Here is a 26,627-nt window from a genome sequence, read left to right on the forward strand (position 1 = left end):
CCCGGCTTTGTTTTACGCTACATGACTCGCCGCGATATCCAGCAGCGCCATCTCGTCGCTGTTCAGCAACTTCTCGATATTCACCAGAATCAGCATACGCTCGCCGAGCGCCCCCAGACCGGTCAGGTATTCGGTCGACAGCGTGACCGCAAACTCCGGCGCAGGGCGAATCTGATCGGAGGTCAGGGAGAGGACGTCAGATACGCCATCCACCACGATACCCACCACGCGCTGCCCCAGGTTCAGGACGATCACCACGGTGTTGTCGTTATAGTCAACGTCGCCCTGGCTGAACTTCACGCGCAGATCCACGATTGGCACAATGACGCCGCGCAGGTTGGTGACGCCTTTAATAAACGCAGGCGTGTTTGCGATGCGGGTAACCTGGTCGTAACCACGAATTTCCTGCACTTTCAGGATATCGATGCCGTACTCCTCATCGCCCAAAGTGAATACCAGGAACTCCTGCCCTGATGGCTCGCCCGCCAGTTTCGTTACATTACTCATACCGGTCATGTTATTACCTTCTACTTAATCAGGCGGCTGTGTACGCCACACGTTGTTCACGATTTAATCCCTGAAGCGCCGACACATCGACGATCAGCGCCACGCTACCATCCCCGAGAATGGTGGCAGCGGAAATACCCGGCACCTTGCGGTAGTTGCTTTCGAGGTTCTTCACCACCACCTGGTGCTGACCAATCAGCTGATCGACCAGCAGCGCGTAGCGACGGCCCGCACTTTGCAGGATCACCACAATCCCCTGCGTGGCCTCGGTTTTCGCCCCGTCCACTTCAAACACTTTCCACAGCTCGACCAGCGGCAGGTACTCGCCGCGCACTTCCAGCACGCGCTCGCCGCCCGCCAGAGGATGCAGATCTTCTTCACGCGGCTGGAGGGATTCCATCACCGCGTTCAGCGGCAGAATAAAGACTTCGTCCGCGACTTTGACTGACATGCCGTCGAGGATCGCCAGCGTCAGCGGCAGCAGGATGCGGATAGTGGTGCCGGAACCCTGTTTAGACTGGATCTCAACGTGGCCGCCCATCTCCTGGATGTTACGTTTCACCACGTCCATGCCGACGCCGCGCCCGGAAACGTCCGTCACCTGCTCGGCGGTCGAGAAGCCCGGCGCGAAGATCAGCATGCCCACTTCTTCGTCGGTCATGTTTTCATTGACCGCCATCCCCTGCGAAATAGCCTTCGCCAGGATGCGCTCGCGGTTAAGACCGGCGCCGTCATCGGTCACTTCAATGCAGATGTTCCCGCCCTGATGTTCCGCTGAGAGGATCAGGTTCCCGACCGGGGATTTTCCGGCGGCAATGCGGTTTTCCGGCAGTTCGATGCCGTGGTCGAGGCTGTTACGCACCAGGTGCGTTAACGGGTCGATGATGCGCTCGATCAGGCTCTTATCCAGCTCCGTTGAGCTGCCCATCAGGGTCAGTTCAATCTGCTTATTCAGCTTGCTGGCAAGGTCGCGGACCAGACGCGGGAAGCGGCTGAAGACATATTCCATCGGCATCATACGGATGGACATGACCGATTCCTGCAGATCCCGGGCGTTACGCTGCAGCTGACCCATGCTGGTAATCAGATCGCCATGCGTGACCGGGTCCAGTTCGTTAGAACGCTGCGCCAGCATAGACTGGGTGATCACCAGTTCGCCAACCAGGTTAATCAGCTGGTCAACCTTCTCAACGGCAACGCGAATGCTGGTGGACTCGCTGGAGCGCGCGGCTGGTTTTTCCGCGCGACCAGGCGCCGCGGGCTCTTTTGGCACCGCCTTCAGCGCCGGAGCCGCAACAGCTGGTGCCGCAGCCTGCGCGACGACGGCCACCTCTTCTTGCGCAGCTGGCGCTTCTGCCGGAGCGGTTTCCGTTTCGAAGGCAATCTGGTCGGCTTCAATCACAAAGCACAGCACCGCCACGATGTCGTCCTGATCGATTCCGTCATCCAGGGTCGCCGCGAGGCTGTCCTTACCTTTCACCACGTTAGTTAATTTCGCCAGGTTACCCAGCTCTTCTTCCAGCAGGTTAACTTCATTCTCTTTCAGGCGTGACAGCACAACGCGCAGTTTGCCTGCTTGTGCAGCGGCTGGCGCGGCCTCTTCGGCAGCGGATGCATCGACAACGCTCAGCTTCGCCGCAGGGACAACGGCTGCAGCGACTTCACCTTTCGCTTCCAGGGCGAGCTGGCGCAGCGCATTACAGATGTATTCAAAGCTGGCGGCATCAGGCTCTGCCGAACTTTTATAGGCGTCGAGCTGTTCCTGCATAATATCTTTGGTTTCCAAAAACAGGTTGATAATGTCGGTATTGAGCTGCATCTCACCGCGTCGTGCTTCATCAAGCAGGTTTTCCATTAAGTGGGTGGTTTCCTGCAGGATGGTAAATCCAAACGTTCCGGCTCCGCCTTTAATGGAATGCGCCGCGCGGAAGATGGCATTGAGCTGCTCGGAGTCCGGTGCTTCGGGCACCAGATCGAGCAAATGTTGCTCCATATCCGCCAACAGTTCGTCGGCTTCATCAAAGAATGTCTGGTAAAAATCGCTAATATCCATGCTCACGCTATCACCTCGGATTGGCTGGTGGCGATGTTGGAACGGCAGCCGCAGGGACGGCCCCAGGCTGTTTTAAATCGTCCAGTGACTCATTCTGACTTTCGGCGTTTTCATGCAGGATGGCCTGCTCCGCCTGCTGGTTCAGCACTAAAAGACTGATACGACGGTTGATGGCGTCATCCGGCCCGCGGTCGGAGACGCGCATGGTTGCTGCCATGCCGACCACGCGCAGTACCTTGCCATCATCAAGCCCACCTGCCACCAGCTCGCGACGCGAGGCGTTGGCACGATCGGCAGAAAGCTCCCAGTTGCTGTATCCCTTCTCCCCACTGGCGTACGGGAAGTCATCCGTGTGGCCCGACAGGCTTATTCGGTTAGGAATGCCGTTCAGCACCGGCGCAATGGCGCGTAAAATATCGCGCATGTACGGTTCAACTTCCGCACTCCCGGTCTTAAACATCGGGCGGTTCTGGCTATCAATAATCTGAATACGCAGCCCTTCCTGAACCAGATCGATTTTCAGGTGCGGACGCAGCGCGCGCAGTTTGGGATCGGCTTCAATCAGCTGATCGAGATCGCCACGCAGTTTTTTCAGACGCGCCTGCTCCATCTTGCGTTTCAGCTCGTCGATGTTCGGCTCTTTTTTCACCTCACCCTTCTGCTGGGTGTAATCATCGCCGCCGCCAGGGATCGGGCTTTCGCTGTTAGAGATACGCGGCCCACCGGTCACTGCCGTCGCCAGCGGGGTACGGAAATATTCGGCAATCTGGATAAGCTCTTTCGGGCTGGAGATGGAGATCAACCACATCACCAGAAAGAACGCCATCATTGCGGTCATAAAGTCGGCGTACGCGATTTTCCAGGAGCCGTGAGAACCGTGTCCGCCGCCCTTGTGCTTGCGTTTTTTTACGATGACGATCGGATGGGACTGATTTTTCATGCGTCCTCAGTTGTCGTCTGTTGGTTTGGGTTTTTCACCGCGCGCACGTGTTCTTCAAGCTCGATAAACGACGGACGCTCGCTGGAGTAAAGCGTTTTACGGCCAAACTCAACCGCGATCGGTGGCGCATAACCGTTGAGGTTCGAGAGCAGCGTGATCTTCACGCACTGCATCATTTTGGTGGTTTCCGCGCTCTTCTGGCGCAGGACACTTGCCAGCGGAGAGATAAAACCGTACGCCAGCAAAATACCGAGGAAAGTACCGACCATCGCGTGGGCAATCAGTGCGCCCAGTTCAGCCGCCGGGCGGTCCGCCGAGGCCAGGGCATGTACTACCCCCATGACCGCCGCCACGATTCCGAACGCCGGAAGCGAGTCACCCACCAGCGCCAGGCTGTTGGCCGGCACTTCAGATTCGCTTTCGTGGGTTTCGATCTCTTCGTCCATCAGCGCTTCTATTTCGAAAGTATTCATATTGCCGCTGATGATGAGACGCAGGTAATCGACGATGAAATCCAGCATCATGGCGTCCGCCAGAATACGTGGATAGCTGGCAAAAATTTCGCTCTCTTTCGGGTTTTCGATATCCCGTTCAAGCGAGAACATCCCCTGTTGACGCGACTTCGCCATCAGGCGATAGAGGAGCGCCAGCAGATCCATATACATGCTTTTGGTGTATTTCGAGCGACGGAACAGCAATGGAATTGCTTTCAGCGTGCCCTTGATCGATTTACCGTTGTTACCAACGATAAAAGCCCCTACCCCTGCGCCGCCGATGATAATAAGTTCAGCCGGTTGATAGAGTGCTCCAAGGTGCCCGCCGGTCATCATGTAACCGCCGAAAACTGTACCGAGAACTACCAGGTAACCTAATAAGATAAGCACGACATCATCCTTCCGCTAGTGACTATGGCAAGGACGTTCAGTTCGCAGCGTTTACCGTTTGCGGGGTAAAAAAAAGCAGCGGTAATGGCTTACCGCTGCTGGAATCTTGCCCACACGTTCGGGTTAAACAGCTTGTTCGATCTGTTCATCCAGCAGTTGTGGAATAATATCGGCAGCATCCCGGGAAAGTTTACGTCTTTTTACTGCGCGGGATGGAGGCTGACATAAACTACAGGCGAAGCTGCCTGCAGGCTGATGAGCATGGGTAATAAAATTGCCGTCGCAGCAGTTGCAGCGCGACAGTTCAAGCATTCCGCTTTCGACAAAACGCACCAGCGTCCATGCACGAGTCAGCGCCAGCAGTGGCCCCTCTTCCTGCTGTGGACATTGTTCAAGGTAAAGTTTGTAGGCTTTGATCACGGCGTCAACGCCGCTGCATAAACCAGTTTTGAGGAGATACTGCCAGGCATTACAGAACATGGAAGCATGAATATTCTGCTCCCATGTCATAAACCAGTCCGTCGAGAACGGCAGCATGCCTTTCGGCGGGGGACTACCACGTAACTCTTTGTACAGCTTGATAAGACGACCACGACTCAGCTGAGTCTCGCTTTCCAGCATTTGTAAACGAGCACCCAGCGTAATCAGCTCCATGGCCAACTGTATGTCACGCGCTTCCTGAACAATGCTTTTCTCGCTCATTGCTAGGCCCTTTTCTTACGGGCTGCGTCATCAGGCTGGCTGATTTCGTGAAGCAAACGAGTGGAGAGCAGAATACCGGTATGGATCTGCTGCAGATCGTCAACGCGGGATTCCTGCGTCAGACGCGTGATCGTCTGCGGATTATCAAAACGGAACTGGCACACCAGTTGATTCGTTTCCGCCAGTTTTACCATCTGCGGGAGGGTTAACCCACCCAGCATGGTTGCCATTTCTTCGTTAATACCCAGACGAAACATCGCGGACGCCTTGTCCTGACTAATTAAACGCTGCGCGAGCAGTAAATACGACAAATTGATGTCATAGATATGTTTTAGCAACTCGGATGTATGCATTGTTCCCATCCCGAATAACCAACTATTATTTTTATGCGGAAAGACCGCACCCCGTGATGTCGCCGGGAAATCACCCGGTATAAAAAAGAAAAGGCTAAATGCATAGTTGAATCTAGGTTTGTATTCATCAAAACGTGACGGAGATGAAACGTGGTTACATCTCTTACATGTTTTATCATTTCTTACAAATAACTAAGATTTTTCCTAATTCGACGCAAACTCTACTCGTCAGATTTGACACATACAATGCAGCCACCCTCAAATTTAAAAAAAATGTGATCCACGTCACACAATTTAAGTGAATGTTACCCATAAATCCATCAGTATGACTTCTAATTTGCTCGTTTTTTAAGCAATCAGCACTGTTTTGTATTCTTAATCGACGAATACTCATGCAGAAGCGTGAGAAAAAGTGGCACGCAACGTGCTTTTATCTGTCCGTGCGATATCAGCAATCGTTTACATCGCGCATGCGTCAGAGACACATTTTGATTACTTCGACAAAACATAGAGTTATGCATTTCCGGCAAAAAAATCGTTTCAATACGTGACCATTCGAAATGCGTTTATAACTTGTTAAAATGATTTAATGGCGAAAGCGTAGATTTGTGTGACTTACGTTAAGTTGTTAATTTTTTTCATTTAGGCGCATTTATCAGTTATTCTTCTTATAAGAATAATTAATGAATAATTATGATAAGCTTCACACTAATGTCGTATTCAAGTCTTGCGAAACCAGGAAATTCGCGGTAATGGTGATGAAACGCTGTTTGTCAGACATCTAAGGAGTGCGCCATGAGTTACTCCCATCTTCTTGTTTCTGTTGCTGTTTCCCCCGAAAGTCACCAGCTTGTCGCCCGGGCCGTATCCATCGCCCGGCCGCATAATGCGCGCATCAGCCTCATCACCCTCGCGGCTGAGCCCGAGATGTACAATCAGCTGGCGGCCCCGATGCTGGAAGATATTCGTGAGGTTTTGCAGGAAGAAACGCAGCAGTTTCTGCGAGAGCTTGTCGAAAAAGCAGAGTACCCCATTCATGAAACCGTTATTGCGACGGGCGAACTCAATGCGCATATTCTTGATATGTGCCGCAAACAGAATATTGATTTAGTGATTTGCGGAAACCATAACCACAGCTTTATTTCGCGGGCTACCTGCGCGGCAAAATCTATTATCGCCTCGAGCCAGGTGGATGTGTTGCTGGTGCCTCTTGGGGGGAGCTAACCCCCCAGAGGAAAATCAGGCGAGTTTAGGGAAGGTCGCGATCTTTTTTTGCAGATCGCCTTCATGGCTTTGCGGAGTTATATCACGGAGATCCTGAATAAACTGCGCCTGCCAGTGATTAATATCGTTTTTACGGATCGTCTCCATCATTTCGGCATGGCGAGAAATACGCTCCGTCAGCGGCATGGTCAGGGCGCGGTTGAGGGCGTTTGCCACATCATCCCGATCGTAAGGGTTAACGAGAAGCGCTGAAGTCAGTTCGTTCGCGGCCCCGGCAAACTGAGAAAGCACCAGCACACCCGGATCGGCCGGGTCCTGAGCCGCCACATACTCTTTTGCCACCAGGTTCATCCCGTCTCGCAGCGGCGTAACCAGCCCCACGTCCGCATAGCGGAAGACCTTCATCAGGATTTTACGGTCAAAATGCTGATTCAGGTAAAAGAGCGGCGTCCACCCCAGCTGACCGTAGCGTCCGTTGATGCGCCCCGCTTCTGTCTCAAGCTGATGACGAATATCCTGATACGCCTGTACCTCCCCGCGTGACGTTGGGGCGATCTGTGTATAGCGGATTTTACCGTGATGCTGAGGGTATTTATCCAGCAGCGTTTCATACGCCAGGAAGCGTTCCGGCAGCCCTTTGGAATAATCCAGACGCTCTACCGAGAAGATATTTTTTACGTGCTTGAGTTCATTCTTAAGCTGGGCCAGCTTCGGCGGCAGCGGACCGGAGGCCTGTTCCGCAATTTCGTCGGGTTCAATACCAATCGGGTAGACCTCGGTGTGGAAGGTTTTCCCCCACGCCGTATGGGTTTTGCCACCCCTGGTCGCCAGGCGCGCTTTACCTGACACGGAATCAAGGAACGCGAGGCGGTCATTTTCGGTCTGGAAGCCCAGCAGGTCGTAATCACACAGCGCCTCCAGCAGTTCTTCATGCGGCGGCAGCGCGGTGAAAATTTCCGGCGTCGGGAACGGAATGTGCAGGAAGAAGCCAATCCGGTTGTTGACACCTCCTTTACGCAGCTCTCTGGCGAAGGGAAGCAGATGATAATCGTGGATCCATAAAATATCGTCTTCCTCGATTAAAGGCAGCAGTTTATCCGCCAGCAGCGCATTCACCCGCGAGTAGCCCTCGAAGGATTCCCGCTGGAATTTTACCAGGTCGAGACGATAGTGAAACGCAGGCCACAGCACCGCGTTGGAGAACTGCGAGTAATACTCGTCATAGTCTTTCTCCTTTAGCGCAAAGGATGCCCACGTGATGTTCCCGCGCGTGACCTTTTTAAGCGGTTTCTCTTCTTCATTGATTTCACCACTCCAGCCAAACCACAGCCCGCCAGCAGCTTTTAAGGCACCTAATACCCCTACCGCCAGGCCACCTGCACTGGCTTTTTTATCATCAGGCGGTGCGATTCGGTTAGAGACGACGACTAAGCGACCCATAATGGTTTCCCCCTTTGTTTTGCGCTATTTGTTGTTGTTGCTGGTTAGCGATATCAGAAATCCACTGCCAGACGCTGGCGACATTCGCCAGACGCCATTCTGCGACAGTGTCACCAGGCCCCACCTTGACGGCGATCCCTCCGGCCTGTTTTACCACGCGAAACCCGGCCTCGTCGGTCAGGTCATCGCCAAAAAATACCGGTGTACGTCCCTTAAATGGCGGTTCCGCCATAAACGCCGCAATAGCGGCACCTTTATTAATGCCCTCAGGTTTTATCTCGACGACGCATTTCCCTGGCTGCAGCGCGAGCTGCGGGTGTGCATCGGCCACGCTGCGGGCAATCGCAAAGATTGCCGCTTCATGATGCGGAGCCTGCCGATAGTGCAAGGCGAACGCCATGCCCTTCGCTTCCAGTTCCGTGCCCGGAAGCGACGCCAGCGCCGAGGAGAGTTCAGCGTGTAACGCCTGAATTAAAGTATCGGGGAGTGATACAACATGCAGTTGATCATGGATATCGCGGCGCTCCGCTCCGTGTACACCGGCCAGCGGAAAGTGGTAAGGACTGGCGAGCACATCCAGCTCGGCCATTGAGCGCCCTGAAATCAATGCCAATGCGCCCTCGTTCAGTCTGGAGAGCTGCTGCAAATTCTCTAGCACCGTATCCGGTACGACCACGTCGTCAGGATGCGGCTGGATCCCGGCGAGGGTCCCGTCGAGGTCAAAAAAGAAAGCATATTTTCCGGGCAGTACAGGCGGTGCGGTTAACAAGTCAGCCACCCTAATCCTCCTTACGGTTTACGAGAGGTAAACGCCTTTACCTCTTTCATAGCCATGTAAGTATAGACAGTGTGATGGGCCTCGCCATTTGACAACCGCCCCGCCAGCAAAACTGGCGAGGCGGTTCAGGGGTCAACTATGGTTATTAGTTGAGCAATAAAAAGTCAGCGCTGGGGTTACACGGTACGCTTCGCTTTTTGCTTGTAACGGTCGAAAATCACGGCTGCGAGCAGGATCAGACCACGCACGACGTACTGAGAGAACGGCGAAATATTCAACAGGTTCATGGCGTTCTCCACCGTCCCTAAAATCAGGATACCGGCCACCACATATGAGATTTTTCCGATGCCGCCTTTGAGGGAAACGCCCCCTAAAACGCACGCCGAGATGACGATCAGCTCATAACCGATGGAGGTCATTGGCTGGCCGCTGGTCATACGCGACGCCAGAATAATCCCCGCCGCGGCGGAGACCAGCCCGGAGAGCACGAAGATAATAATCTTGGTGCGTACAACCGGCACCCCTGCAAGACGGGCCGCTTCTTCATTACCGCCGATCGCCAGCGTGTTACGGCCAAACGTGGTACGGTTCAGCAGGAAGCCGAACAGGATCAGGCAGGCCACGGTGAGCCAGATAGGCGCAGGCAGGCCCAGCCAGTTGGCGTAGCCCAGCGTAAAGAAGCGCTCGTCTTCAATCCCCACCGCTTTACCGTCGGAGATGATATAGGCCAGGCCACGGACTATCTGCATCGTCGCAAGTGTGGTAATCAGGGCGTTAATCTTCAGGCGCGCGATAACAAAACCGTTCACCAGACCGCTGATGACGCCGAGCAACAGACCGGCAAAAACGCCAATCCACAGGCTTTCGGTCATGTTGATCACCACCGCTGTGGTGACGCCCGCACAGGCGATAACCGAGGCCACCGACAGGTCGAAATCACCGGAGGCCAGGCAGAAGAGCATGCCGCAGGCCACCATGCCGGACATGGAAATCGCCAGCCCCAGCCCTTTCATATTAATGAAGGTGGCAAAATTGGGGACGAAGATCGCACAGGCGATGAAGAGTGCGGCAAAGACCACCAGCATGCCGTACTGATCCCAGATGCGTCCAAAACTAAAAGCCGATTTCGGCGCTCCGGATGTAGTAACAGAGGACATCATTAACTCCTTACTCAGGCGACAGCCTGGCTGACTTTAGGCATGGCGAGGTTCAACGCCTGTTGTTCATTCGCCTGTTCATGAAGTAATTCACCGGCGATTTCGCCTTCGCGCATCACCACAATGCGGTCGGCAACGCCAAGCACCTCAGGCAGATCGCTGGAGGCGAAAAGCACCGCCACGCCGCGTTTTGCCAGTTCATAGATCACGTTGTAAATCTCGTGCTTTGCGCCCACATCGATTCCGCGCGTCGGCTCGTCCAGCAAAATGACCTTCATATCCTCCGACAGCCAGCGGCCTAAAATGGCCTTCTGCTGGTTACCGCCTGACAGATTCATGATCAGCTGTTCCGGTCCCGGCGTTTTGATATTCAGCGAGCGAATATGGTGGTCGGCGTTGCTCGACTCCCAGCCGTCGTTTATCAGGCAACCCGCGCGGATAAACTTACGGCGGGCGGAAATGTTGATGTTGTCGCGCACCGAATGCACCGGAATGATCCCCTCCGCTTTGCGGTCTTCCGGGCAGAGCATCATCCCGGCCCTGATCGCGTGGGCAGGTTTCTGGATATCGACCTGCTCGCCGTCAATGGAGACCTGCCCTGCGGTAATGCGCGTACCGCCGAACAGCCCTTTCATCAGCTCGCTGCGCCCCGCCCCTACCAGGCCAAACAGTCCGACGATCTCACCGCTGCGTACGGATAACGAAACCGGCGCTCGCACGCCCGGCGCTTTGACGTTGTCCAGACGCAGGCGTTCAGGGCCGTACTCGCGCGGTTTCCAGTGATAAATATCGCCCAGGTCGCGCCCGACCATCGCCTGAACAAGCTGGTCATGGTTAACCTGCTGCATATCGGTGAAGGTGCGCACATAGCGCCCATCTTTAAAGACGGTGATGGCATCGCTCAGGGCAAATATCTCCTCCATGCGGTGCGAGACATACAAAATGGTGCGGCCTTCCTGCCGCAGTTCGCGGATCACGCGGAACAGGTTTTCGATTTCACGCGCAGAGAGCGAGCTGGTCGGTTCATCGAAGGCAATAACCCTGGCGTTACGCGCCAGCGCCTTGGCAATTTCAACCATCTGCCACTGGCCGATGGAGAGGTATTTCAGCGGCGTCTGCGGATCGACGTCCAGACCAAGATGCTTAAGCTGCAGCCCCGCTTCATAATTAAGTAGCGAACGATTTACCACGCCGCTTTTATGCGGAAGCTGGCCTAAATAGATATTTTCCGCCACCGTCATCTCAGGAATAAGGTGTAACTCCTGATAGATAATCGCCACCCCGGCATTGAGCGCCGCCGTGGTATCGGCAAAGGCCACCTCTTCGCCGCGCAGGGCCAGCGTGCCGGTCGTCGGTGCATAGTTGCCGCTGAGGATTTTCAACAGCGTGGATTTTCCGGCACCGTTTTCCCCCATCAGGGCATGAACCTGGCCGGCATAGCAGTCGAAGCTGATATCGGTCAGCGCGTTAACACCGGGAAACGTTTTACCGATGCCGCGAAAAGAGAGATACGGATTAGACTGTTGCATAACGACTCCGTGATTCCTGTAGTGTGTACGTCTGGCCCCTTACGCGAGTAAGGGGCACAATCACAGCGTATTACTTACCGCCCAGTCCTTTTTTCGCCAGTTCCTCTTTGAAGTTGTCGCGGGTGATGAGCACCACGTCGGTGACTTCAGTAAATTTCGGCGGTTCAGCCCCTTTGGTTACCCAGTTGTAGAGCATTTCACTGGATTTGTAGCCGTGCACGTCCGGGCTTGGCAGCAGAGAGCCGTAGAAACCGGTGGCCTGCGCTTTGGACAGTTCGCTCACCGCATCCACGCCGTTGATACCGATCCCGATAACGTCAGGCGCCTTGAAGCCCTGGCCTTCCGTCGCGCGTACGCCGCCCAGCACGGTATTGTCGTTCATGCCGACCACCAGCCAGTGTTTCACTTCCGGGTGCTGGACCAGCATGGAGTTCGCGGCGTCAAAAGCACCGGGGATGTCGTTAGATTTGGTTGGGACTTTGTAGATCTGTTTTTCCGGGAAGCCAGCCGCTTTCAGCGCGTCCATTGAACCGGTCGTACGACGACGTGCGGTGTCCAGCTCATCAGCCGTAATGGCCATAACGGCGGTCTCTTTGACATCCCAGCCGCGTTTTTGCATCTCTTTATAGAGTTCCTGGCCCTGGCGTTCACCGATTTTGGTCGCCGCCATCATGACCAGCGGGACGCTGTCCATCGGTTTGCCTTTGGCGTTAACGAACTGATCGTCAACCGCAATGACCTTCATGTCGTAACCACGGGCTTTCGCCGCAATGGCCGATCCCAGTTTCGGGTCCGGAGTACAGATAACGAAACCTTTCGCGCCGCTGGCCGCCAGGCTGTCGATGGCGTTCAGGGTTTTTTCACCGTCCGGCACGGCGATTTTAATCACCTCAAAACCTAAATCTTTTCCGGCTTTATCAGCGAATTTCCACTCAGTCTGGAACCAGGGTTCTTCCGGCTGTTTTACCAAAAAACCGAGTTTTAAATTCTCAGCGATAGCGGATTGTGACATAACGGCAGCCAGACCGATGGCCGCCAGCGCTTTAGTAAATTTGTGCATGGTAAACTCCAGCTTTAACATTCTTTTCTGTAGGGAAGATTTGCGTGCTTCTTATTTAATCGGACTTAAAACAAGGCATTAGCGCTTACCTCGTCATAAGCGTTATTGCTGGTGATAGTTTTAGCGGGAAATTAATCATCCATAAGAGAGCCCCATCACACCGCAGAATTACAGTAATTGCGTACATAAATTCAGCGAAAAATGACATAAAAATGGCCGGAATTGTCAGACAAATGAAAGGGCGGTGAGCAGAATTATCCATAAGATTAGCTAAGAAATCCCTGATGCTGTCGGCTGGTCAGGCTGGGGCTCGCGGTTCAGGGGAGCTGCGTGCGTTTCGTCAAAAAACCAACATAATGATGAATATACGGTATTTCGTAAAAATTGATTTAGCGCAAATTTAATAACGCATCATATATTTGAAATAAATAATCTGTATTTACCTTTTTCACAGAGCTTTATTTCGGCTTAATATTCACGAAAGTAAAACAAAACCAAGAACAGACAAATAACTGTTTATTTTCATTAAGTTAAATTAGTTTCAATCCGTGGCAATCTATTTGTATTTTTGTACTATATTAAACTTTGTAATGTATGGTAAACACAGCCCAATTAAGAGTTTTCTTAGTCCTAAGACAAAGGTATGCTTATTTATATCGAACACAGGAAGTGAATTTTCGATCGACTCAGTAACTGAAGAATCTGCATTTATGTATTTCTTCGCATTTGCCTGGCTGTCAGGTTAAGCAGCGGACATTACGTCCCACAGTCTATAAGGATATGAGTATGGCTACCCAAACGATGATGCAAAAACTTAACGCGCAGATGAACCTTGAGTTCTACGCCTCGAATCTGCACCTTCACTTAAGTGCCTGGTGTTCCGAAAAAAGCCTTACGGGCTCTGCTACGTTCTTTCGTTCGCAGGCACAAAGCAACGTTACCCATATGATGCGCGTCTTTAACTTCCTTAAAGCCGCGGGGGCGAACCCGGTTGTCAAAGCCCTTGATGGGATCAATGAAAATTACTCTTCTCTGGAAGAACTTTTCCAGAAAACGCTGAAAGAACATGAACAGCGCTGTACGACGCTCAACAAGCTGGCCGATGAAGCCAAAGCGCAGCATGACATCACCACCCTCAAATTTTTACGCGATATGGACAAAGAACAGCAGCAGGACGGCATGCTGCTGAAAACGCTGGCGGATGAGATCCACAATGCGCGCCAGGCCGGTTTACGCCCGGAGCAAGCCGACCGCCACCTGCTCGACCTTGTGACGGTGCAGCACCACTAAGCGTTTTAACCTGCCCTTGCCCTGGTTCAGGGGGGCAGGTTCCTTCTTATCTCCCCAACCCACTGCTTTTGCTGAAATTTAACAAATCAGATCTCGCTCTCAATGATTAACCTTGCAAAATGTAATGATTTATTTAATTACATAATCATTGACGAGGGAGCAGCATGATCACCATTGAGTTTATTGTCATTCTCCTCTGTCTGCTGACGGGTACACGTTTCGGCGGCATGGGGCTTGGGTTAATCAGCGGTATTGGCCTTTTTATTTTGTGTTTTGTCTTTGGGCTCCAGCCCGGCAAGCCTCCGGTTGACGTCATGTTGACCATTCTCGCGGTGATTGGTTGTGCCGCCACCCTGCAGACCGCGGGTGGCCTCAACGTCATGATGCAATTTGCTGAACGCCTGCTGCGCAGACACCCGCAGCACATCACGCTTCTCGCCCCTTTTACCACCTGGATGCTGACCTTTCTGTGCGGCACGGGGCATGTGGTTTACACCATGTTCCCCATCATTGCGGATATCGCCCTGAAAAAAGGGATCCGCCCGGAGCGCCCAATGGCGGTGGCCTCGGTGGCATCGCAGATGGCGATCACCGCATCGCCGGTTTCCGTCGCCGTCGTGTCGCTGGTCTCCATCCTGGCCGCGCAGCATGGGATTGGGCACGCGTGGGGGATCCTGGAAATCCTTGCTGTATCGGTGCCCGCTTCGCTTTTCGGCGTCGCGATTGCGGCCCTGTGGAGTTTACGCCGCGGAAAAGATTTGGCTGACGATAAGGAATTTCAGGAAAAACTGAAAGATCCTAAACAGCGCGAGTTTATCTATGGCGGCACGGAGACGTTAATGAACCAGCGTTTTCCGAAGCAGGCCTACTGGTCGACATGGATTTTCTTTGCCGGGATTGCGGTGGTGGTCCTGCTCGGGGCGTTCCCGGAACTGCGCCCTGCCTTCGAGCTGAAAGGTAAAATGACGGCGCTGTCGATGAACCTCGTTATTCAGATGATGATGCTCATTGCCGGTGCCGTGATGCTGATGGCCTGTAAGGTCAATGCTGCTTCGATTTCTAACGGCGCGGTATTCAAGGCGGGTATGGTGGCCATCTTCTCAGTGTTCGGGGTGGCGTGGATGAGCGATACCTTTTTCCAGGCGCATCTCGATGAGTTAAAACTGGCGCTGGAAGGGGTGGTGAAAAGCCATCCGTGGACGTATGCCATTGTGCTTTTCCTGGTGTCGAAGCTGGTGAACAGCCAGGCGGCGGCCCTGACAGCCGTGGCGCCGATGGGCCTGATGCTGGGTATCGATCCGAAAATGCTGATCGCCTTCTTCCCGGCATCCTACGGCTATTTTGTTCTGCCGACCTACCCGAGTGATTTAGCCTGCATCGGCTTTGACCGTTCGGGAACGACCCGCATCGGCAAATTCATTATTAACCACAGCTTTATTCTGCCGGGGCTAATTGGCGTGAGCTGCGCCTGCGCGGCGAGCTATCTGCTGGTCCAGACCTTCTTTTAACGTTTTCAACGGGCGACATCTGCTGTCGCCCGTTCGCCATTTTTAATGAGATTCGCCCTGCGGCGTAAAGCGCAGTTCAATCAGTGCGATGGCTTTCTGGATCGCGCGAAGCGTAACCGGGTCGGCAGCCGCGGGATGGCTGGCAAAATCGATGTTTTTCAGCTGAGTAGACATCTTCTCGCGCACTTCAACCGGTGCGATAACGTCCAGGACATCCAGAATTTGCTTAATAACCAGCTGGCAGGCGACAACGTCAGAGACCAGCTCCTGATCGGCGCTCAGGTTTTGTGACATGGGGCTTTCTCCTTATTCAAAGGCCGCCATAGTATCAAAACGCAGCCCCTGACATCTTCCCTTCCTCGCCTGCAGAGATAAAAAAACCTGCCGAAGCAGGTTTTTTTATCAGAACATGGCGCCCGGCGGCACGTCTTTGAAGGTGCGACAGTAATTGGCCCACATGCTTTTCAGGATTTTGCGCAGTTTCATTGTGATGCTCCATTAACTTGTTATACAACTTTATTGTCAATGTGCCTATAATATGACCATCGTCACAAAAATCAATATTTTTGTGACTCACATCACAATTTAATCTGCGCAATACGCATTAACCTACCATACCGCGAACAAAATCCTCGATCGCCTTATCCTGGCAATTTTCAAAGAAGCACTGCTGGAAACGTTGTCCGGAAACAGCGGTCTTCACCAGCTCAGGATCGATAGCGCGCAGCGTGTCCAGATAGTTTTCTTTCACCACGGCCGCTTTCACCTGGTTCAGAATCCCCGCGTTACGCACCTGGGGCTCTTTACGCTCTGGCGGGTAGCCTTCCCCCTTCCGGCCAGTGAAGGCCTTTTCAAAGATAAAGCGCACGTTCAGCTCCGCTCCCCAGCCAAAACCTTTGGCAAAAGGCAGCGAAAGCGCATTGCCGTTGTTGATCTGCGCGAAGAGAAACGCGTCGGCGGGATCGATGCAGTAGCCGCAAATGACGCCGGGGTGAATATTCAACGACATCATCGCGCCCTGCCCGGTGCCGCATCCGGTAACCACGAAATCTACCGCTTTCGCATTCAGCAGAATGCTTGCCATAATGCCCAGGTGGATGTAGGTCAGGTGATGATCGTTTTCGTCGCTCATACCCACGTTGTAAACCGGGAAGCCTTTCTCATCGGCTACCGTTTTCAGCTCTTTTAATATCACTGGGTTTTTAGCCGCCTGGCTGTTTTCCATCATCAGTGCAATTTTCATCTTGTCTCTCCAGAATGCGCTGCGGGCGCTCCCGCCATGGATACCTGTTCCCGTTCATTCTGGCATCAAACAAACAGACTTTCAAAGTTAATGAAATGGAGTTTTAAAAATTAAATGCGCGCTCACAATTTTTTGACGAGAAAGATCCACGCCGTCCGTTGCAAAGAGTGAGGGTAGATTGTCCGGCTATTCCTGGCATTGCAGCGGGCATCTGCGGGTACGATAACGTATTTCCATCCACCCAGAGCGAACCATGAAAACAGCCATCGTAGCCGGTACAGTCCTGCTGCTCGCGGGATGCAGCGTTAACCGCCAGGCGGAAATCAGCAGCCTCGACGCGCCGAACGGCATTGTCCGCCTCGACTACGGCCAGGCAGTGCTGCAAAACGCCTGGTCCGACGAATATGTTAATAACGGTACCGCAGTAAAAGCCTGTCAGAACATGGGCTATGCCACCGCTTCTGCCTACGGGCAGCCGGTCAAAACCTGTACCCTGACAAGCGGCTCTTTGTGCCTGAACGAGAGCGTAACTATCCAGTATAAATGCATGGGGTATGCCGTTAACCCTAAGGCAAATAACCCCTGGTATTAATCAAAGCCGCCAGCGATTGCTGGCGCTTTATTTAATTAAGAACAAAAACAATTCTCATTAATAGAAATAAAATATCGCCAATGCGTTTTATTCCCATTCGTATTTTGAACTGAGAAATATTTAATTTTACGTTTTGCAAATAATTAAATAACAAATTATAGTGTCGCTCATTGTGAACCAGAAATAATAACCCGGAGCGTCACCATGCTGAAAACTGAAATGATCGACAAGCTCAATGCGCAAATGAACCTTGAGCTCTATTCATCCCTTCTCTACCAGCAGATGAGCGCCTGGTGCAGCTACCATAGCTTTGAAGGTGCGGCCGCGTTTCTGCGTCGTCACGCTCAGGAAGAGATGAACCACATGCAGCGCCTGTTCGATTATCTGACCGATACGGGCAGCCTGCCGCGCATCGAGAACGTGGCATCACCTTTTGCCGAGTATAATTCTCTTGATGAACTGTTCCGCGCTACCTACGAGCACGAACAGCTGATCACCCAGAAAATTAACGAACTGGTTCATGCGGCAATGATCGGCCAGGATTATCCAACCTTTAATTTCCTGCAGTGGTACGTCGCGGAACAGCACGAAGAAGAGAAGCTGTTTAAATCCGTGCTGGATAAATTATCACTGGTGGGTAAATCCGGTGAAGGTCTTTACTTTATTGATAAAGAACTGTCGACTCTCGATACGCAGAATTAATATCAACGCGGTGCCGGAAACCGGCACCGCGTTTATTTACTTTCCCCCACATCAAAACACGCCTTTTATTCCCCGTACGCCTTGTTTACGTCACGCCTGAGTGTCGCCCCACTTAGTGTTGGCGGCAGCGCAACACGTAAAGCTTTTATTACACCCCTTGTAACGGTGGTTTGACGAATTACCGCTTTTGCCTTACTCTGCGCCGCAGATTTTGTTGCGGTTATGCGTCGTTGTAGAGGAAAGCGTGAAAAACAGAACCCTGGGAAGTATATTTATCGTCGCCGGAACGACGATTGGCGCAGGAATGCTGGCAATGCCTCTGGCTGCCGCAGGCGTGGGATTTGGGATGACCCTGCTGCTGCTTGGCACGCTCTGGGCATTAATGTGCTACACCGCACTGCTGCTGCTTGAGGTTTACCAGCATGTGCCCGCCGATACCGGTCTGGGTTCGCTTGCGGCGCGCTACCTGGGACGCTACGGCCAGTGGATCACCGGCTTTAGCATGATGTTCCTGATGTACGCTCTCACTGCTGCGTATATCAGCGGTGCCGGGGAGCTTATCGCCTCCAGCGTCAACGACTGGTTTGGTTCTGACATTACCCCTGCGACGGGGGCTATCTTCTTTGCGCTCATCGGCGGCGGTGTGGTCTGTGTGGGAACCTCGCTGGTCGATCTCTTTAACCGTTTTCTGTTCAGCGCCAAAATTTTGTTTCTGGTTATCATGCTGGCGCTGCTGGCGCCGCACGTGCACAAGGTGAACCTGCTGACGCTGCCGCTGGAACAAGGTCTGGCGCTTTCCGCCATCCCGGTCATTTTCACCTCGTTTGGTTTTCACGGCAGCGTACCGAGCATCGTCAGCTATATGAACGGCGATATCCGCAAGCTGCGTCGTGTGTTTGTTATCGGCAGCGCCATTCCGCTGATCGCCTATATTTTCTGGCAACTGGTAACGCTGGGCAGCATTGACGCTTCAACCTTCGTCGGGCTGATGGCGCAGCACGCTGGCCTGAACGGTTTCCTGCTATCTCTGCGCGAGGTGGTCACTTCGCCGCACGTGGAGCTGGCGGTTCACCTGTTTGCCGACCTGGCGCTGGCAACCTCGTTCCTGGGCGTGGCGCTCGGCCTGTTTGATTACCTGGCCGATCTGTTCCAGCGTCGCAATACCGCCGCCGGACGGTTACAGACCGGGGCCATCACCTTCGTGCCGCCGCTGGCCTTTGCGCTGTTTTACCCTCGTGGGTTTGTGATGGCGCTGGGCTACGCGGGGGTGGCGCTCTCTGTCCTGGCCCTGTTGCTCCCTTCCCTGCTGGCATGGAAGAGTCGCCAGCAGCATCCTCAGCAAGGATACCGCGTGGCAGGCGGGAAACCGCTGCTGTGCGTGGTGTTTGGCTGTGGGGTGGTGATTATTCTGGTGCAGGTGTTGATTGCAGCCGGGATGCTGCCTGAGGTGGGTTAAATATTAAAGGGGCTAGCATTAGCCCCTTTTTTATCAGTGCAGGCAGCAGCTCTTGAACTTCTTCCCGCTGCCGCAAGGACACGGATCGTTACGCCCCACCTTCGTGCCGTTCACGACAGGCTTCTTCGCTTCCGGCTGCTGCGGGTTCTCCACCCAGTAGTTATATAAACGCAGGGCCGCAGGCTGGATGCGCTCGATGCTGGCGATATACTCTTCTTCGGACAGTTCATCCAGCTTCTCGCTGTTCTCTTCCGTTCCGTGCAGGGCAATCGCGTCGAGATCGGCCTTCAGGGTTTCCGGCAGGGCCGACCAGTCCGTCAGCGCCACGCCGCGCATGTAGCCATAGCACCACTCTTCCACCACGGTGTAACTCTCACCGTCAACATCGTTATAGCCGAACATCGGCTCAAACTGATCCGGATATTCGCTCAGACGCTCGGCAATGTCGTTCATATGCTTAAAGCAGAGATCGATAAAACGGTTCATCTCACGATCGTTTTTCCAGCGCGGGATGTACTTCTCCCCGCCCCACACCGCCACCAGCCAGGCATCTGGCTCAACGACAACAGGGCCGGAAAGCACTGCGGTAAGCATGCCGTCCAGTTCGGACACGTCAATCACGGATGCATCGTCATGGCCGTAAGACATTAACGTCTCTTCCAGCCACGCCATTTCGCTTTCATTTAATGGACCTTCCGTCATCGCTGACACTCCTGATAAAAAAAGGAAAGGATCCTACCACACATCGCACGTCTGCCCTGGCTGAAGTTTAGGTCTTTATTGCTGCAAAAGTGTGCAAATCGTGACCCTTGCACAACTTATGGGCTTTATTGTTAACGATGTGTGATCTCCGCTGTAATTTCTTCTCCTGCCGCCGGGCGTGATAACGCGGCGCTCTATACTCAAACATGTCATAACCCCCTCAAGGGGTTAACCATTCTGGCAACATTTTTGCTTGCTGTTCTTCGCGCTACGCTGCGCATGGAAACCTCACCGTATCACGCAGGATGCCGTTTGTTTAGTGCATTTTGTTCTTGCTCGTGTTTTTGGATTGGCTGCGCCCTGGGCGTTCAGGTTTACGCCGTGGTGCAAAAACCTCTTTGCTAAGGAACATAATAATGTCGCTGAAATTTATCAAAACGCCTGTTTCTCTTGTACTGGCCGGTTGTCTGGTGACGGCATTTTCGGCCCGGGCCGATATCGTAATTGGTGTCGCCGGACCGTTCACGGGCCCCAATGCCACCTACGGCGATCAGTACTGGCATGGCGCAACGCAGGCCGCCGAAGATATTAACGCTGCAGGCGGTATTAACGGTGAGAAGATCAAACTGGTTCAGGGAGATGATGCGTGTGAGCCTAAGCAGGCGGTGGCCGTCGCCAACCGCTTAGTCGACCAGGATAAGGTCAACGCCGTGGTCGGCCATTTCTGCTCCTCTTCCACGATGCCCGCCTCCGAGGTGTATAGCGACGCAGGTATTATTGCGATTACCCCCGGCTCTACTAACCCGCTGATCACCGAACGCGGCATGAGCGACATGTTCCGCATGTGCGGCCGCGACGACCAGCAGGGTCAGGTCGCCAGCGACTTCATCATCGACAAGCTGAAAGCCAAACGCGTGGTCATCATTCACGATAAAGACACCTATGGACAAGGGCTGGCAGACGCCACCAAAGCGGCGCTGGCGAAACGCGGGGTCAAGGATGTGATGTATGAAGGCTTATCCCGCGGTGAAAAAGACTTTAACGCGCTGGTCACCAAGATCGGCGCGCAAAAACCGGATGTCGTGTTCTTCGGCGGCTGTCACCCGGAAGCCGGGCCGCTGGTTCGCCAGATGCGTGAACAGGGCGTGCAGGCGAAATTCTTCTCCGGCGACTGTATTGTCAACGAAGAGATGGTGACGGCAGCGGGCGGCCCACAGTACACCAACGGCATTTACATGACCTTCGGTAAAGATCCGCGCCTGATCCCGGACGGTAAGGCGGTTATCGAGAAATTCCGCGCCGGTAAATTCGAGCCGGAAGGATATACCCTCTACTCCTATGCTTCCGTACAGGCGATTGCCGTTGCTTTCAAGGCCACCGGCGGCAAGGACTCCGCTAAAGCCAGCGAGTGGCTGAAAGCCAATTCCGTCGACACGGTGATGGGCAAAAAAGCCTGGGACAGCAAGGGCGACCTGAAAGTCTCTGACTACGTGGTTTACCAGTGGGACGACAAAGGAAAATATAAGGAAGTGCAGTAACGGGACGGAGTCACGCTCAACGTCGGCGGGCTTGCCCGTCGGCGCGTAATAAACATCAGGCTGCGCGGCTCGCGCAGCCTATAAAACGAGCGCGCTAAGATGAGTACATTCTTCCTGCAACAGTTAATTAATGGCTTAACGCTGGGCTCCGTTTACGGCCTGATCGCCATCGGCTACACCATGGTGTACGGCATTATCGGGATGATCAACTTCGCCCACGGCGAAGTGTATATGATTTCCGCCTATCTCTGCGCCATCGGCCTGGCGCTGCTCTCGTTCTTCGGCCTCGAGTCCTTCCCCCTGCTGATCCTGGGTACGCTGGTGTTCACCATCGCGGTAACCGGGGTGTACGGCTGGACTATCGAGCGTATCGCCTACAAGCCGCTGCGTAACTCCACACGTCTGGCGCCGCTAATCTCCGCCATCGGGATGTCGCTTATCCTGCAAAACTACGCCCAGCTGAGCCAGGGCCCGCGCCAGCAAGGGGTGCCGACCATGCTCGACGGCGTGATTCGCCTGCATCTGGGCGACGGATTCGTGCAGATAACCTACACCAAAGTGTTTATTCTGCTCGCCTCGTTTGTCGGCATGCTGGTGCTTACGTGGATAATCAACCATACCCGGCTGGGCCGGATGTGCCGCGCGGTACAGCAGGATCGTAAGATGGCCTCGATTCTGGGCATTAACACCGACCGGATTATTTCGCTGGTCTTTGTCATCGGCGCGGCGATGGCCGGTCTGGCTGGCGTGCTCATCACCATGAATTACGGCACCTTTGATTTCTACGTCGGCTTTGTGATCGGCATTAAAGCCTTTACGGCTGCGGTCCTCGGCGGCATCGGTTCCCTCCCCGGCGCCATGCTCGGTGGCCTAATCCTTGGTGTCGCGGAAGCCCAGTTCTCAGGCATGGTGAACTCGGACTATAAAGACGTCTTCTCGTTCGGCCTGCTGGTCATGATCCTTATTTTCCGGCCTCAGGGGCTGCTCGGGCGTCCGGTTGTGGCCAAAGTGTGAGGGAGAGAATGATGACATCGCACTTTTTTTCGCTTAAGCGCTGCATTCTGGACGCCATTTTCTCCGGGCTGATTGCGCTGATTATCTTCGGCCCCATTGCTGGCGTGGTGCTGGACGGGTACAGCTTTAACTTCGCCGGACAGCGGCTGGCCTGGATAGTCGGCATTGTGATGCTGGGGCGTTTTCTGTTGAGCGCCTTTTTGGGTACGGCAGCGGGGACCCGTTTCCAGGCACGCTTCGAGGCTGAGAGCGCAGGCGTGTATGTCCGGCCACCGGAATACAAAAGCCGCATGCGCTGGATTCTTCCTCTGGTGATTGCGCTTGCGGTTTGCTTCCCGTTTGTCGCCACCAAATATGTGCTGACCGTCGCCATTCTCGGGCTAATCTACGTGCTTCTCGGCCTGGGTCTGAATATCGTCGTGGGGCTGGCCGGTCTGCTGGATCTGGGGTACGTCGCGTTCTATGCGATTGGCGCGTACGGTCTGGCGCTGGGGTACCAGTATCTCGGTTTAGGCTTCTGGAGCATGCTGCCGCTGGCGGCAATCATGGCCGCCGCCGCCGGTGCCCTGCTCGGTTTCCCGGTACTGCGCATGCACGGCGACTATCTGGCGATCGTCACCCTCGGGTTCGGAGAGATCATTCGCCTGATCCTGAACAACTGGCTGACCTTCACCGGGGGACCAAACGGCGTGTCGGCCCCTCCCCCCACCTTTTTCGGCCTGGAGTTTGGACGACGCGCGAAAGAAGGCGGCGTGCCCTTTCACGAGTTTTTCCACCTGACCTACAACCCGAACATGAAGTTTATCTTTATCTATACCGTGCTGTTTCTGGTGGTGATGCTGGTGCTCTACATCAAGCATCGCCTGACGCGGATGCCGATTGGCCGGGCGTGGGAAGCCCTGCGAGAAGATGAAATTGCCTGCCGCTCAATGGGATTAAATCATGTGCTGGTCAAGCTCTCCGCCTTTACGCTGGGTGCGTCCACCGCAGGGATTGCCGGGGTATTCTTCGCAACCTATCAGGGATTCGTGAACCCGACCTCCTTTACCTTCTTTGAATCGGCGCTGATCCTCGCCATCGTGGTGCTGGGCGGTATGGGCTCTACGCTTGGTGTGGTGCTGGCCGCCTTTGTGCTTACGGTTACGCCGGAACTGCTGCGCAGTTTTGCCGAGTACCGCGTCCTGCTGTTTGGCATGCTGATGGTGGTGATGATGATCTGGCGTCCACGCGGTTTGATCCGCATTAATCGCAGCGGATTTGCCGTGCGTAAGGGCGTGGCGCCATGAACGAAACGATATTGCGCGTTGAACATCTGATGATGCACTTCGGCGGGATCAAGGCGCTAAACGACGTTAATCTGGACGTGCAGCGCGGCTCTATAACCGCCCTTATCGGGCCAAACGGGGCGGGCAAAACAACCGTGTTCAACTGCCTGACCGGTTTCTATAAGGCCTCGGGCGGCAACATTTTATTTGCTACCCGCAATAAGACCACCAACGTTATTCAGGTCCTTGGACAAAAATTCCAGCCGGGCGACTGGATTAACCCCGCGCAGCTCGGGCAGCGTCTGTTCTACAAAATGTTTGGCGGAACGCACCTGGTCAACCGCGCCGGGCTGGCGCGCACGTTTCAAAATATCCGTCTTTTTCGCGAGATGTCGGTCGTGGAAAATCTGCTGGTCGCGCAGCATATGCGCGTTAACCGCAATCTGCTTGCCGGGATTTTGAATACACCGGCATACCGGCGTGCGGAAAGCGACGCCCTGGACAGAGCCTTTTACTGGCTGGAGGTGGTGGATCTGGTGGAGTGCGCCAATCGCCTGGCGGGAGAGATGTCGTACGGCCAGCAGCGACGTCTGGAAATTGCGCGAGCAATGTGTACCGGGCCGGAGATGATCTGCCTGGATGAACCCGCCGCCGGGCTTAACCCGGTTGAAACGCACAAGCTGAGCAGCATTATTCGCTTTCTGCGGGATCGTCATGACATCACGGTATTACTGATTGAGCATGATATGGGGATGGTGATGGAGATTTCGGACGACATTATCGTGCTCGACCACGGGGATGTCATTGCCAGGGGAACGCCCGCGCAGATCCAGCATGATGAAAAGGTGATTGCTGCCTACCTGGGCACGGACGAAAGCGAGGTGACCCTATGAGCGAACCGCTGCTGGCCTTTCGCGAGGTGGATGTGTTCTACGGCGTCATCCAGGCGCTGAAGCAGGTCTCTCTTGAGGTTAATAAAGGTGAGACCGTGGCGCTGATTGGCGCAAACGGCGCGGGCAAATCGACGCTGCTGATGTCTATCTTTGGACAGCCGCGCATCCGCAGCGGGCAGATCCTTTTCAGTGGTGAAGACATCAGTCACAAATCTACCCACTACGTCGCGTCCGGCGGCATTGCGCAGGCGCCGGAAGGCAGACGAATCTTCCCGGATATGACCGTTGAAGAGAACCTGCTGATGGGGACCATCCCGATCGGCAACCAGTTTGCGGCTGAGGATATGCAAACCATGTTTGACCTTTTCCCTCGCCTCAAGGAGCGGCGCAAACAGCGCGCAATGACCATGTCCGGCGGGGAACAGCAGATGCTGGCAATCGCCCGGGCGCTGATGAGCCGTCCGAAGCTGCTGTTGCTGGATGAACCGAGCCTGGGCTTAGCCCCGATAGTGGTGAAGCAGATCTTCCAGACGCTGCGCGAACTGGCCCGCAACGGCATGACCATCTTTCTGGTAGAGCAGAATGCGCACCACGCGCTGAAGCTTTCCGACCGCGGATATGTGATGGTTAACGGGCAGATCCGGTTGAGCGGCAGCGGTGAGGAGCTGCTGGGGAATCAGGAGGTGAGGAAGGCGTATTTGGGCGGGGTGTGATCCGTAAATTTCATGCACAAAAAAACCACCCGTAGGTGGTTTCACGACAATGCTTATTGCTTTGATTATTCTTTGTTTCCCATGGTAGCCGGAGTGGGACTTGAACCCACACAGCGCGAACGCCGAGGGATTTTAAATCCCTTGTGTCTACCGATTCCACCATCCGGCCAGGGAAGAAAGTGGAGGCGCGTTCCGGAGTCGAACCGGACTAGACGGATTTGCAATCCGCTACATAACCGCTTTGCTAACGCGCCGTAAAACTTTTCAAGCTGACACCCGCTATTGCGCATGTCTTTAATCTGGAGCGGGAAACGAGACTCGAACTCGCGACCCCGACCTTGGCAAGGTCGTGCTCTACCAACTGAGCTATTCCCGCATGTCATCAAGTTAACTGCTAACTACTTGATTTCATTATCGTCCGGCTTGCTGTGCCGCCGTTCGATGCGTTGCATTCTACTGATATGACGTGATGAGTCAACGTTATTTTTTGCTTGTCTGGATCGTTTGCTGAAAATTACGGCGAAACGATCACTGATCAAGCAAATCCCCGCGCGCAGCGTTCAAATATTGCAGCATTGACCACAACGTCAGCACTGCCGCCACCCACAGGAGACCAATCCCTGCCCACTCGACCCAGGCGTTCGGGCGCCAGAGCATCCAGACCAGCGAAGCCATCTGGGCAGTTGTTTTCACTTTACCGATCCAGGACACCGCCACGCTGCTGCGTTTTCCCAGCTCCGCCATCCATTCACGCAGCGCAGAGATGATGATCTCGCGGCCGATCATGGTTGCCGCTGGCAGCGTTACCCACCAGGTATGATAGTGTTCAGCCACCAGCACCATCGCAATCGCCACCATCACTTTATCCGCTACCGGATCGAGAAACGCACCGAAACGGGTACTTTGGTTCCAGCGGCGCGCCAGGTAACCATCAAACCAGTCCGTTACCGCAGCAATAAGGAAGATCAGTGCGCAGGCAAAGGGCGCCCAGACGACCGGCAGGTAAAACGCCAGCACAAAGAACGGAATGAGCACAACACGAAAGAGAGTGAGCAACGTAGGGATGTTATATTGCATAGTGACG

General features: G+C 54.1%; 27 protein-coding genes and 3 tRNA genes. 11 read left to right on the forward strand and 19 right to left on the reverse strand.

Annotated features, from left to right (window positions below):
- Positions 1–12: 12 nt before the first annotated feature.
- The 6 genes from cheW to flhD all read right to left on the reverse strand — a co-directional run bounded on the left by cheW (position 13) and on the right by flhD (position 5,439).
- A complete protein-coding gene (gene cheW, locus MX657_RS13860; protein WP_008500420.1) occupies positions 13–516 on the reverse strand; it encodes a chemotaxis protein CheW in 504 nt (167 codons plus the stop codon).
- A 19-nt stretch (positions 517–535) separates the two neighbouring features.
- On the reverse strand, positions 536–2,566 hold the full coding sequence (gene cheA, locus MX657_RS13865; protein ID WP_080329492.1) for a chemotaxis protein CheA: 2,031 nt from the start codon (positions 2,564–2,566) through the stop codon (positions 536–538).
- Positions 2,567–2,570: 4 nt separating this feature from the next.
- Complete coding sequence (motB, locus tag MX657_RS13870) at positions 2,571–3,500, reverse strand: flagellar motor protein MotB (protein WP_028013653.1); 930 nt, start codon at positions 3,498–3,500, stop codon at positions 2,571–2,573.
- Positions 3,497–4,384 (reverse strand): flagellar motor stator protein MotA, encoded by an 888-nt coding sequence (motA, locus tag MX657_RS13875; RefSeq protein ID WP_008500417.1) that lies wholly within the window; start codon positions 4,382–4,384, stop codon positions 3,497–3,499. The genes motB and motA overlap by 4 nt, the downstream gene beginning before the upstream one ends.
- Before the next feature lie 123 nt (positions 4,385–4,507).
- Positions 4,508–5,086, reverse strand: a complete 579-nt coding sequence (flhC, locus tag MX657_RS13880; RefSeq protein WP_013096051.1) for a flagellar transcriptional regulator FlhC — start codon at positions 5,084–5,086, stop codon at positions 4,508–4,510.
- A gap of 2 nt (positions 5,087–5,088) precedes the next feature.
- Positions 5,089–5,439, reverse strand: coding sequence for a flagellar transcriptional regulator FlhD (flhD, locus tag MX657_RS13885; protein ID WP_208861682.1), 351 nt, complete (start codon positions 5,437–5,439; stop codon positions 5,089–5,091).
- A 795-nt stretch (positions 5,440–6,234) separates the two neighbouring features.
- Here flhD and uspC point away from each other — a divergent pair.
- A complete protein-coding gene (gene uspC, locus MX657_RS13890) occupies positions 6,235–6,663 on the forward strand; it encodes a universal stress protein UspC (RefSeq protein WP_080329494.1) in 429 nt (142 codons plus the stop codon).
- 15 nt (positions 6,664–6,678) lie between these two features.
- Here uspC and otsA read toward each other — a convergent pair whose 3' ends face one another.
- From otsA to araF, 5 genes are all read right to left on the reverse strand, one after another.
- Positions 6,679–8,103 carry an alpha,alpha-trehalose-phosphate synthase gene (gene otsA / locus MX657_RS13895; RefSeq protein WP_346805989.1) on the reverse strand — a complete coding sequence of 475 codons (1,425 nt, stop codon included), beginning with the start codon at positions 8,101–8,103 and terminating at the stop codon, positions 6,679–6,681.
- Positions 8,078–8,881, reverse strand: a complete 804-nt coding sequence (otsB, locus tag MX657_RS13900; protein ID WP_119915928.1) for a trehalose-phosphatase — start codon at positions 8,879–8,881, stop codon at positions 8,078–8,080. Before otsB ends, otsA begins: the two co-directional genes overlap by 26 nt.
- 176 nt (positions 8,882–9,057) lie before the next feature.
- Complete coding sequence (araH, locus tag MX657_RS13905) at positions 9,058–10,038, reverse strand: arabinose ABC transporter permease AraH (RefSeq protein WP_032644894.1); 981 nt, start codon at positions 10,036–10,038, stop codon at positions 9,058–9,060.
- Positions 10,039–10,052: 14 nt separating this feature from the next.
- On the reverse strand, positions 10,053–11,567 hold the full coding sequence (gene araG, locus MX657_RS13910) for an L-arabinose ABC transporter ATP-binding protein AraG (RefSeq protein ID WP_080329497.1): 1,515 nt from the start codon (positions 11,565–11,567) through the stop codon (positions 10,053–10,055).
- A gap of 70 nt (positions 11,568–11,637) precedes the next feature.
- Positions 11,638–12,627: an arabinose ABC transporter substrate-binding protein AraF gene (gene araF / locus MX657_RS13915; RefSeq protein ID WP_008500409.1), complete on the reverse strand. Its 990-nt coding sequence runs from the start codon at positions 12,625–12,627 to the stop codon at positions 11,638–11,640.
- Positions 12,628–13,413: 786 nt separating this feature from the next.
- Here araF and MX657_RS13920 point away from each other — a divergent pair.
- A complete protein-coding gene (locus tag MX657_RS13920; protein WP_080329499.1) occupies positions 13,414–13,917 on the forward strand; it encodes a non-heme ferritin-like protein in 504 nt (167 codons plus the stop codon).
- A 164-nt stretch (positions 13,918–14,081) separates the two neighbouring features.
- Positions 14,082–15,425, forward strand: coding sequence for an anaerobic C4-dicarboxylate transporter (locus MX657_RS13925; protein ID WP_080329500.1), 1,344 nt, complete (start codon positions 14,082–14,084; stop codon positions 15,423–15,425).
- 42 nt (positions 15,426–15,467) lie between these two features.
- On the opposite strand, the gene MX657_RS13930 is transcribed toward MX657_RS13925, so the two are convergent.
- The 3 genes from MX657_RS13930 to MX657_RS13940 form a co-directional block, all read right to left on the reverse strand.
- Positions 15,468–15,719: a DUF2766 family protein gene (locus MX657_RS13930; protein ID WP_008500405.1), complete on the reverse strand. Its 252-nt coding sequence runs from the start codon at positions 15,717–15,719 to the stop codon at positions 15,468–15,470.
- A gap of 108 nt (positions 15,720–15,827) precedes the next feature.
- On the reverse strand, positions 15,828–15,911 hold the full coding sequence (gene azuC / locus MX657_RS13935) for a stress response protein AzuC (protein WP_014884364.1): 84 nt from the start codon (positions 15,909–15,911) through the stop codon (positions 15,828–15,830).
- Between the two features lie 118 nt (positions 15,912–16,029).
- Positions 16,030–16,668 carry an RpiB/LacA/LacB family sugar-phosphate isomerase gene (locus MX657_RS13940; protein WP_080329501.1) on the reverse strand — a complete coding sequence of 213 codons (639 nt, stop codon included), beginning with the start codon at positions 16,666–16,668 and terminating at the stop codon, positions 16,030–16,032.
- Between the two features lie 253 nt (positions 16,669–16,921).
- Between MX657_RS13940 and yecR the strand changes: the two genes are divergently transcribed.
- The 3 genes from yecR to tyrP all read left to right on the forward strand — a co-directional run bounded on the left by yecR (position 16,922) and on the right by tyrP (position 19,418).
- Positions 16,922–17,260, forward strand: coding sequence for a YecR family lipoprotein (yecR, locus tag MX657_RS13945; RefSeq protein ID WP_080329502.1), 339 nt, complete (start codon positions 16,922–16,924; stop codon positions 17,258–17,260).
- Between the two features lie 204 nt (positions 17,261–17,464).
- Positions 17,465–17,962 carry a non-heme ferritin gene (gene ftnA / locus MX657_RS13950; RefSeq protein ID WP_119915931.1) on the forward strand — a complete coding sequence of 166 codons (498 nt, stop codon included), beginning with the start codon at positions 17,465–17,467 and terminating at the stop codon, positions 17,960–17,962.
- A 244-nt stretch (positions 17,963–18,206) separates the two neighbouring features.
- A complete protein-coding gene (gene tyrP / locus MX657_RS13955) occupies positions 18,207–19,418 on the forward strand; it encodes a tyrosine transporter TyrP (protein WP_119915977.1) in 1,212 nt (403 codons plus the stop codon).
- A gap of 33 nt (positions 19,419–19,451) precedes the next feature.
- Here the strand turns inward: tyrP and MX657_RS13960 are convergent, their stop codons facing one another.
- On the reverse strand, positions 19,452–20,120 hold the full coding sequence (locus tag MX657_RS13960) for a YecA family protein (RefSeq protein ID WP_119915932.1): 669 nt from the start codon (positions 20,118–20,120) through the stop codon (positions 19,452–19,454).
- A 416-nt stretch (positions 20,121–20,536) separates the two neighbouring features.
- Between MX657_RS13960 and MX657_RS13965 the strand changes: the two genes are divergently transcribed.
- The 5 genes from MX657_RS13965 to MX657_RS13985 all read left to right on the forward strand — a co-directional run bounded on the left by MX657_RS13965 (position 20,537) and on the right by MX657_RS13985 (position 25,543).
- The gene (locus tag MX657_RS13965) at positions 20,537–21,658 is read left to right on the forward strand and encodes a branched-chain amino acid ABC transporter substrate-binding protein (RefSeq protein ID WP_346805990.1); all 1,122 of its coding nucleotides are present in this window, start codon (positions 20,537–20,539) and stop codon (positions 21,656–21,658) included.
- Between the two features lie 99 nt (positions 21,659–21,757).
- The gene (locus MX657_RS13970) at positions 21,758–22,672 is read left to right on the forward strand and encodes an ABC transporter permease subunit (protein ID WP_119915933.1); all 915 of its coding nucleotides are present in this window, start codon (positions 21,758–21,760) and stop codon (positions 22,670–22,672) included.
- Between the two features lie 11 nt (positions 22,673–22,683).
- The gene (gene livM, locus MX657_RS13975; RefSeq protein ID WP_119915934.1) at positions 22,684–23,958 is read left to right on the forward strand and encodes a high-affinity branched-chain amino acid ABC transporter permease LivM; all 1,275 of its coding nucleotides are present in this window, start codon (positions 22,684–22,686) and stop codon (positions 23,956–23,958) included.
- Positions 23,955–24,830, forward strand: a complete 876-nt coding sequence (locus tag MX657_RS13980) for an ABC transporter ATP-binding protein (RefSeq protein ID WP_119915935.1) — start codon at positions 23,955–23,957, stop codon at positions 24,828–24,830. The genes livM and MX657_RS13980 overlap by 4 nt, the downstream gene beginning before the upstream one ends.
- Entirely contained in the window at positions 24,827–25,543 is a 717-nt protein-coding gene (locus tag MX657_RS13985) for an ABC transporter ATP-binding protein (protein ID WP_119915936.1), read from the forward strand. Before MX657_RS13980 ends, MX657_RS13985 begins: the two co-directional genes overlap by 4 nt.
- An 82-nt stretch (positions 25,544–25,625) precedes the next feature.
- Here the strand turns inward: MX657_RS13985 and MX657_RS13990 are convergent.
- The 4 genes from MX657_RS13990 to pgsA form a co-directional block, all read right to left on the reverse strand.
- Positions 25,626–25,712, reverse strand: a tRNA-Leu gene (locus tag MX657_RS13990).
- 11 nt (positions 25,713–25,723) lie between these two features.
- Positions 25,724–25,797: transfer RNA gene (locus tag MX657_RS13995), tRNA-Cys, on the reverse strand.
- A 46-nt stretch (positions 25,798–25,843) separates the two neighbouring features.
- Positions 25,844–25,919, reverse strand: a tRNA-Gly gene (locus MX657_RS14000).
- Between the two features lie 152 nt (positions 25,920–26,071).
- A complete protein-coding gene (gene pgsA, locus MX657_RS14005) occupies positions 26,072–26,620 on the reverse strand; it encodes a CDP-diacylglycerol--glycerol-3-phosphate 3-phosphatidyltransferase (protein WP_041909393.1) in 549 nt (182 codons plus the stop codon).
- Between the last annotated feature and the right edge of the window lie 7 nt (positions 26,621–26,627).

The sequence above is a fragment of the Enterobacter chuandaensis genome (assembly GCF_039718975.1).
GTDB lineage: Bacteria > Pseudomonadota > Gammaproteobacteria > Enterobacterales > Enterobacteriaceae > Enterobacter > Enterobacter chuandaensis.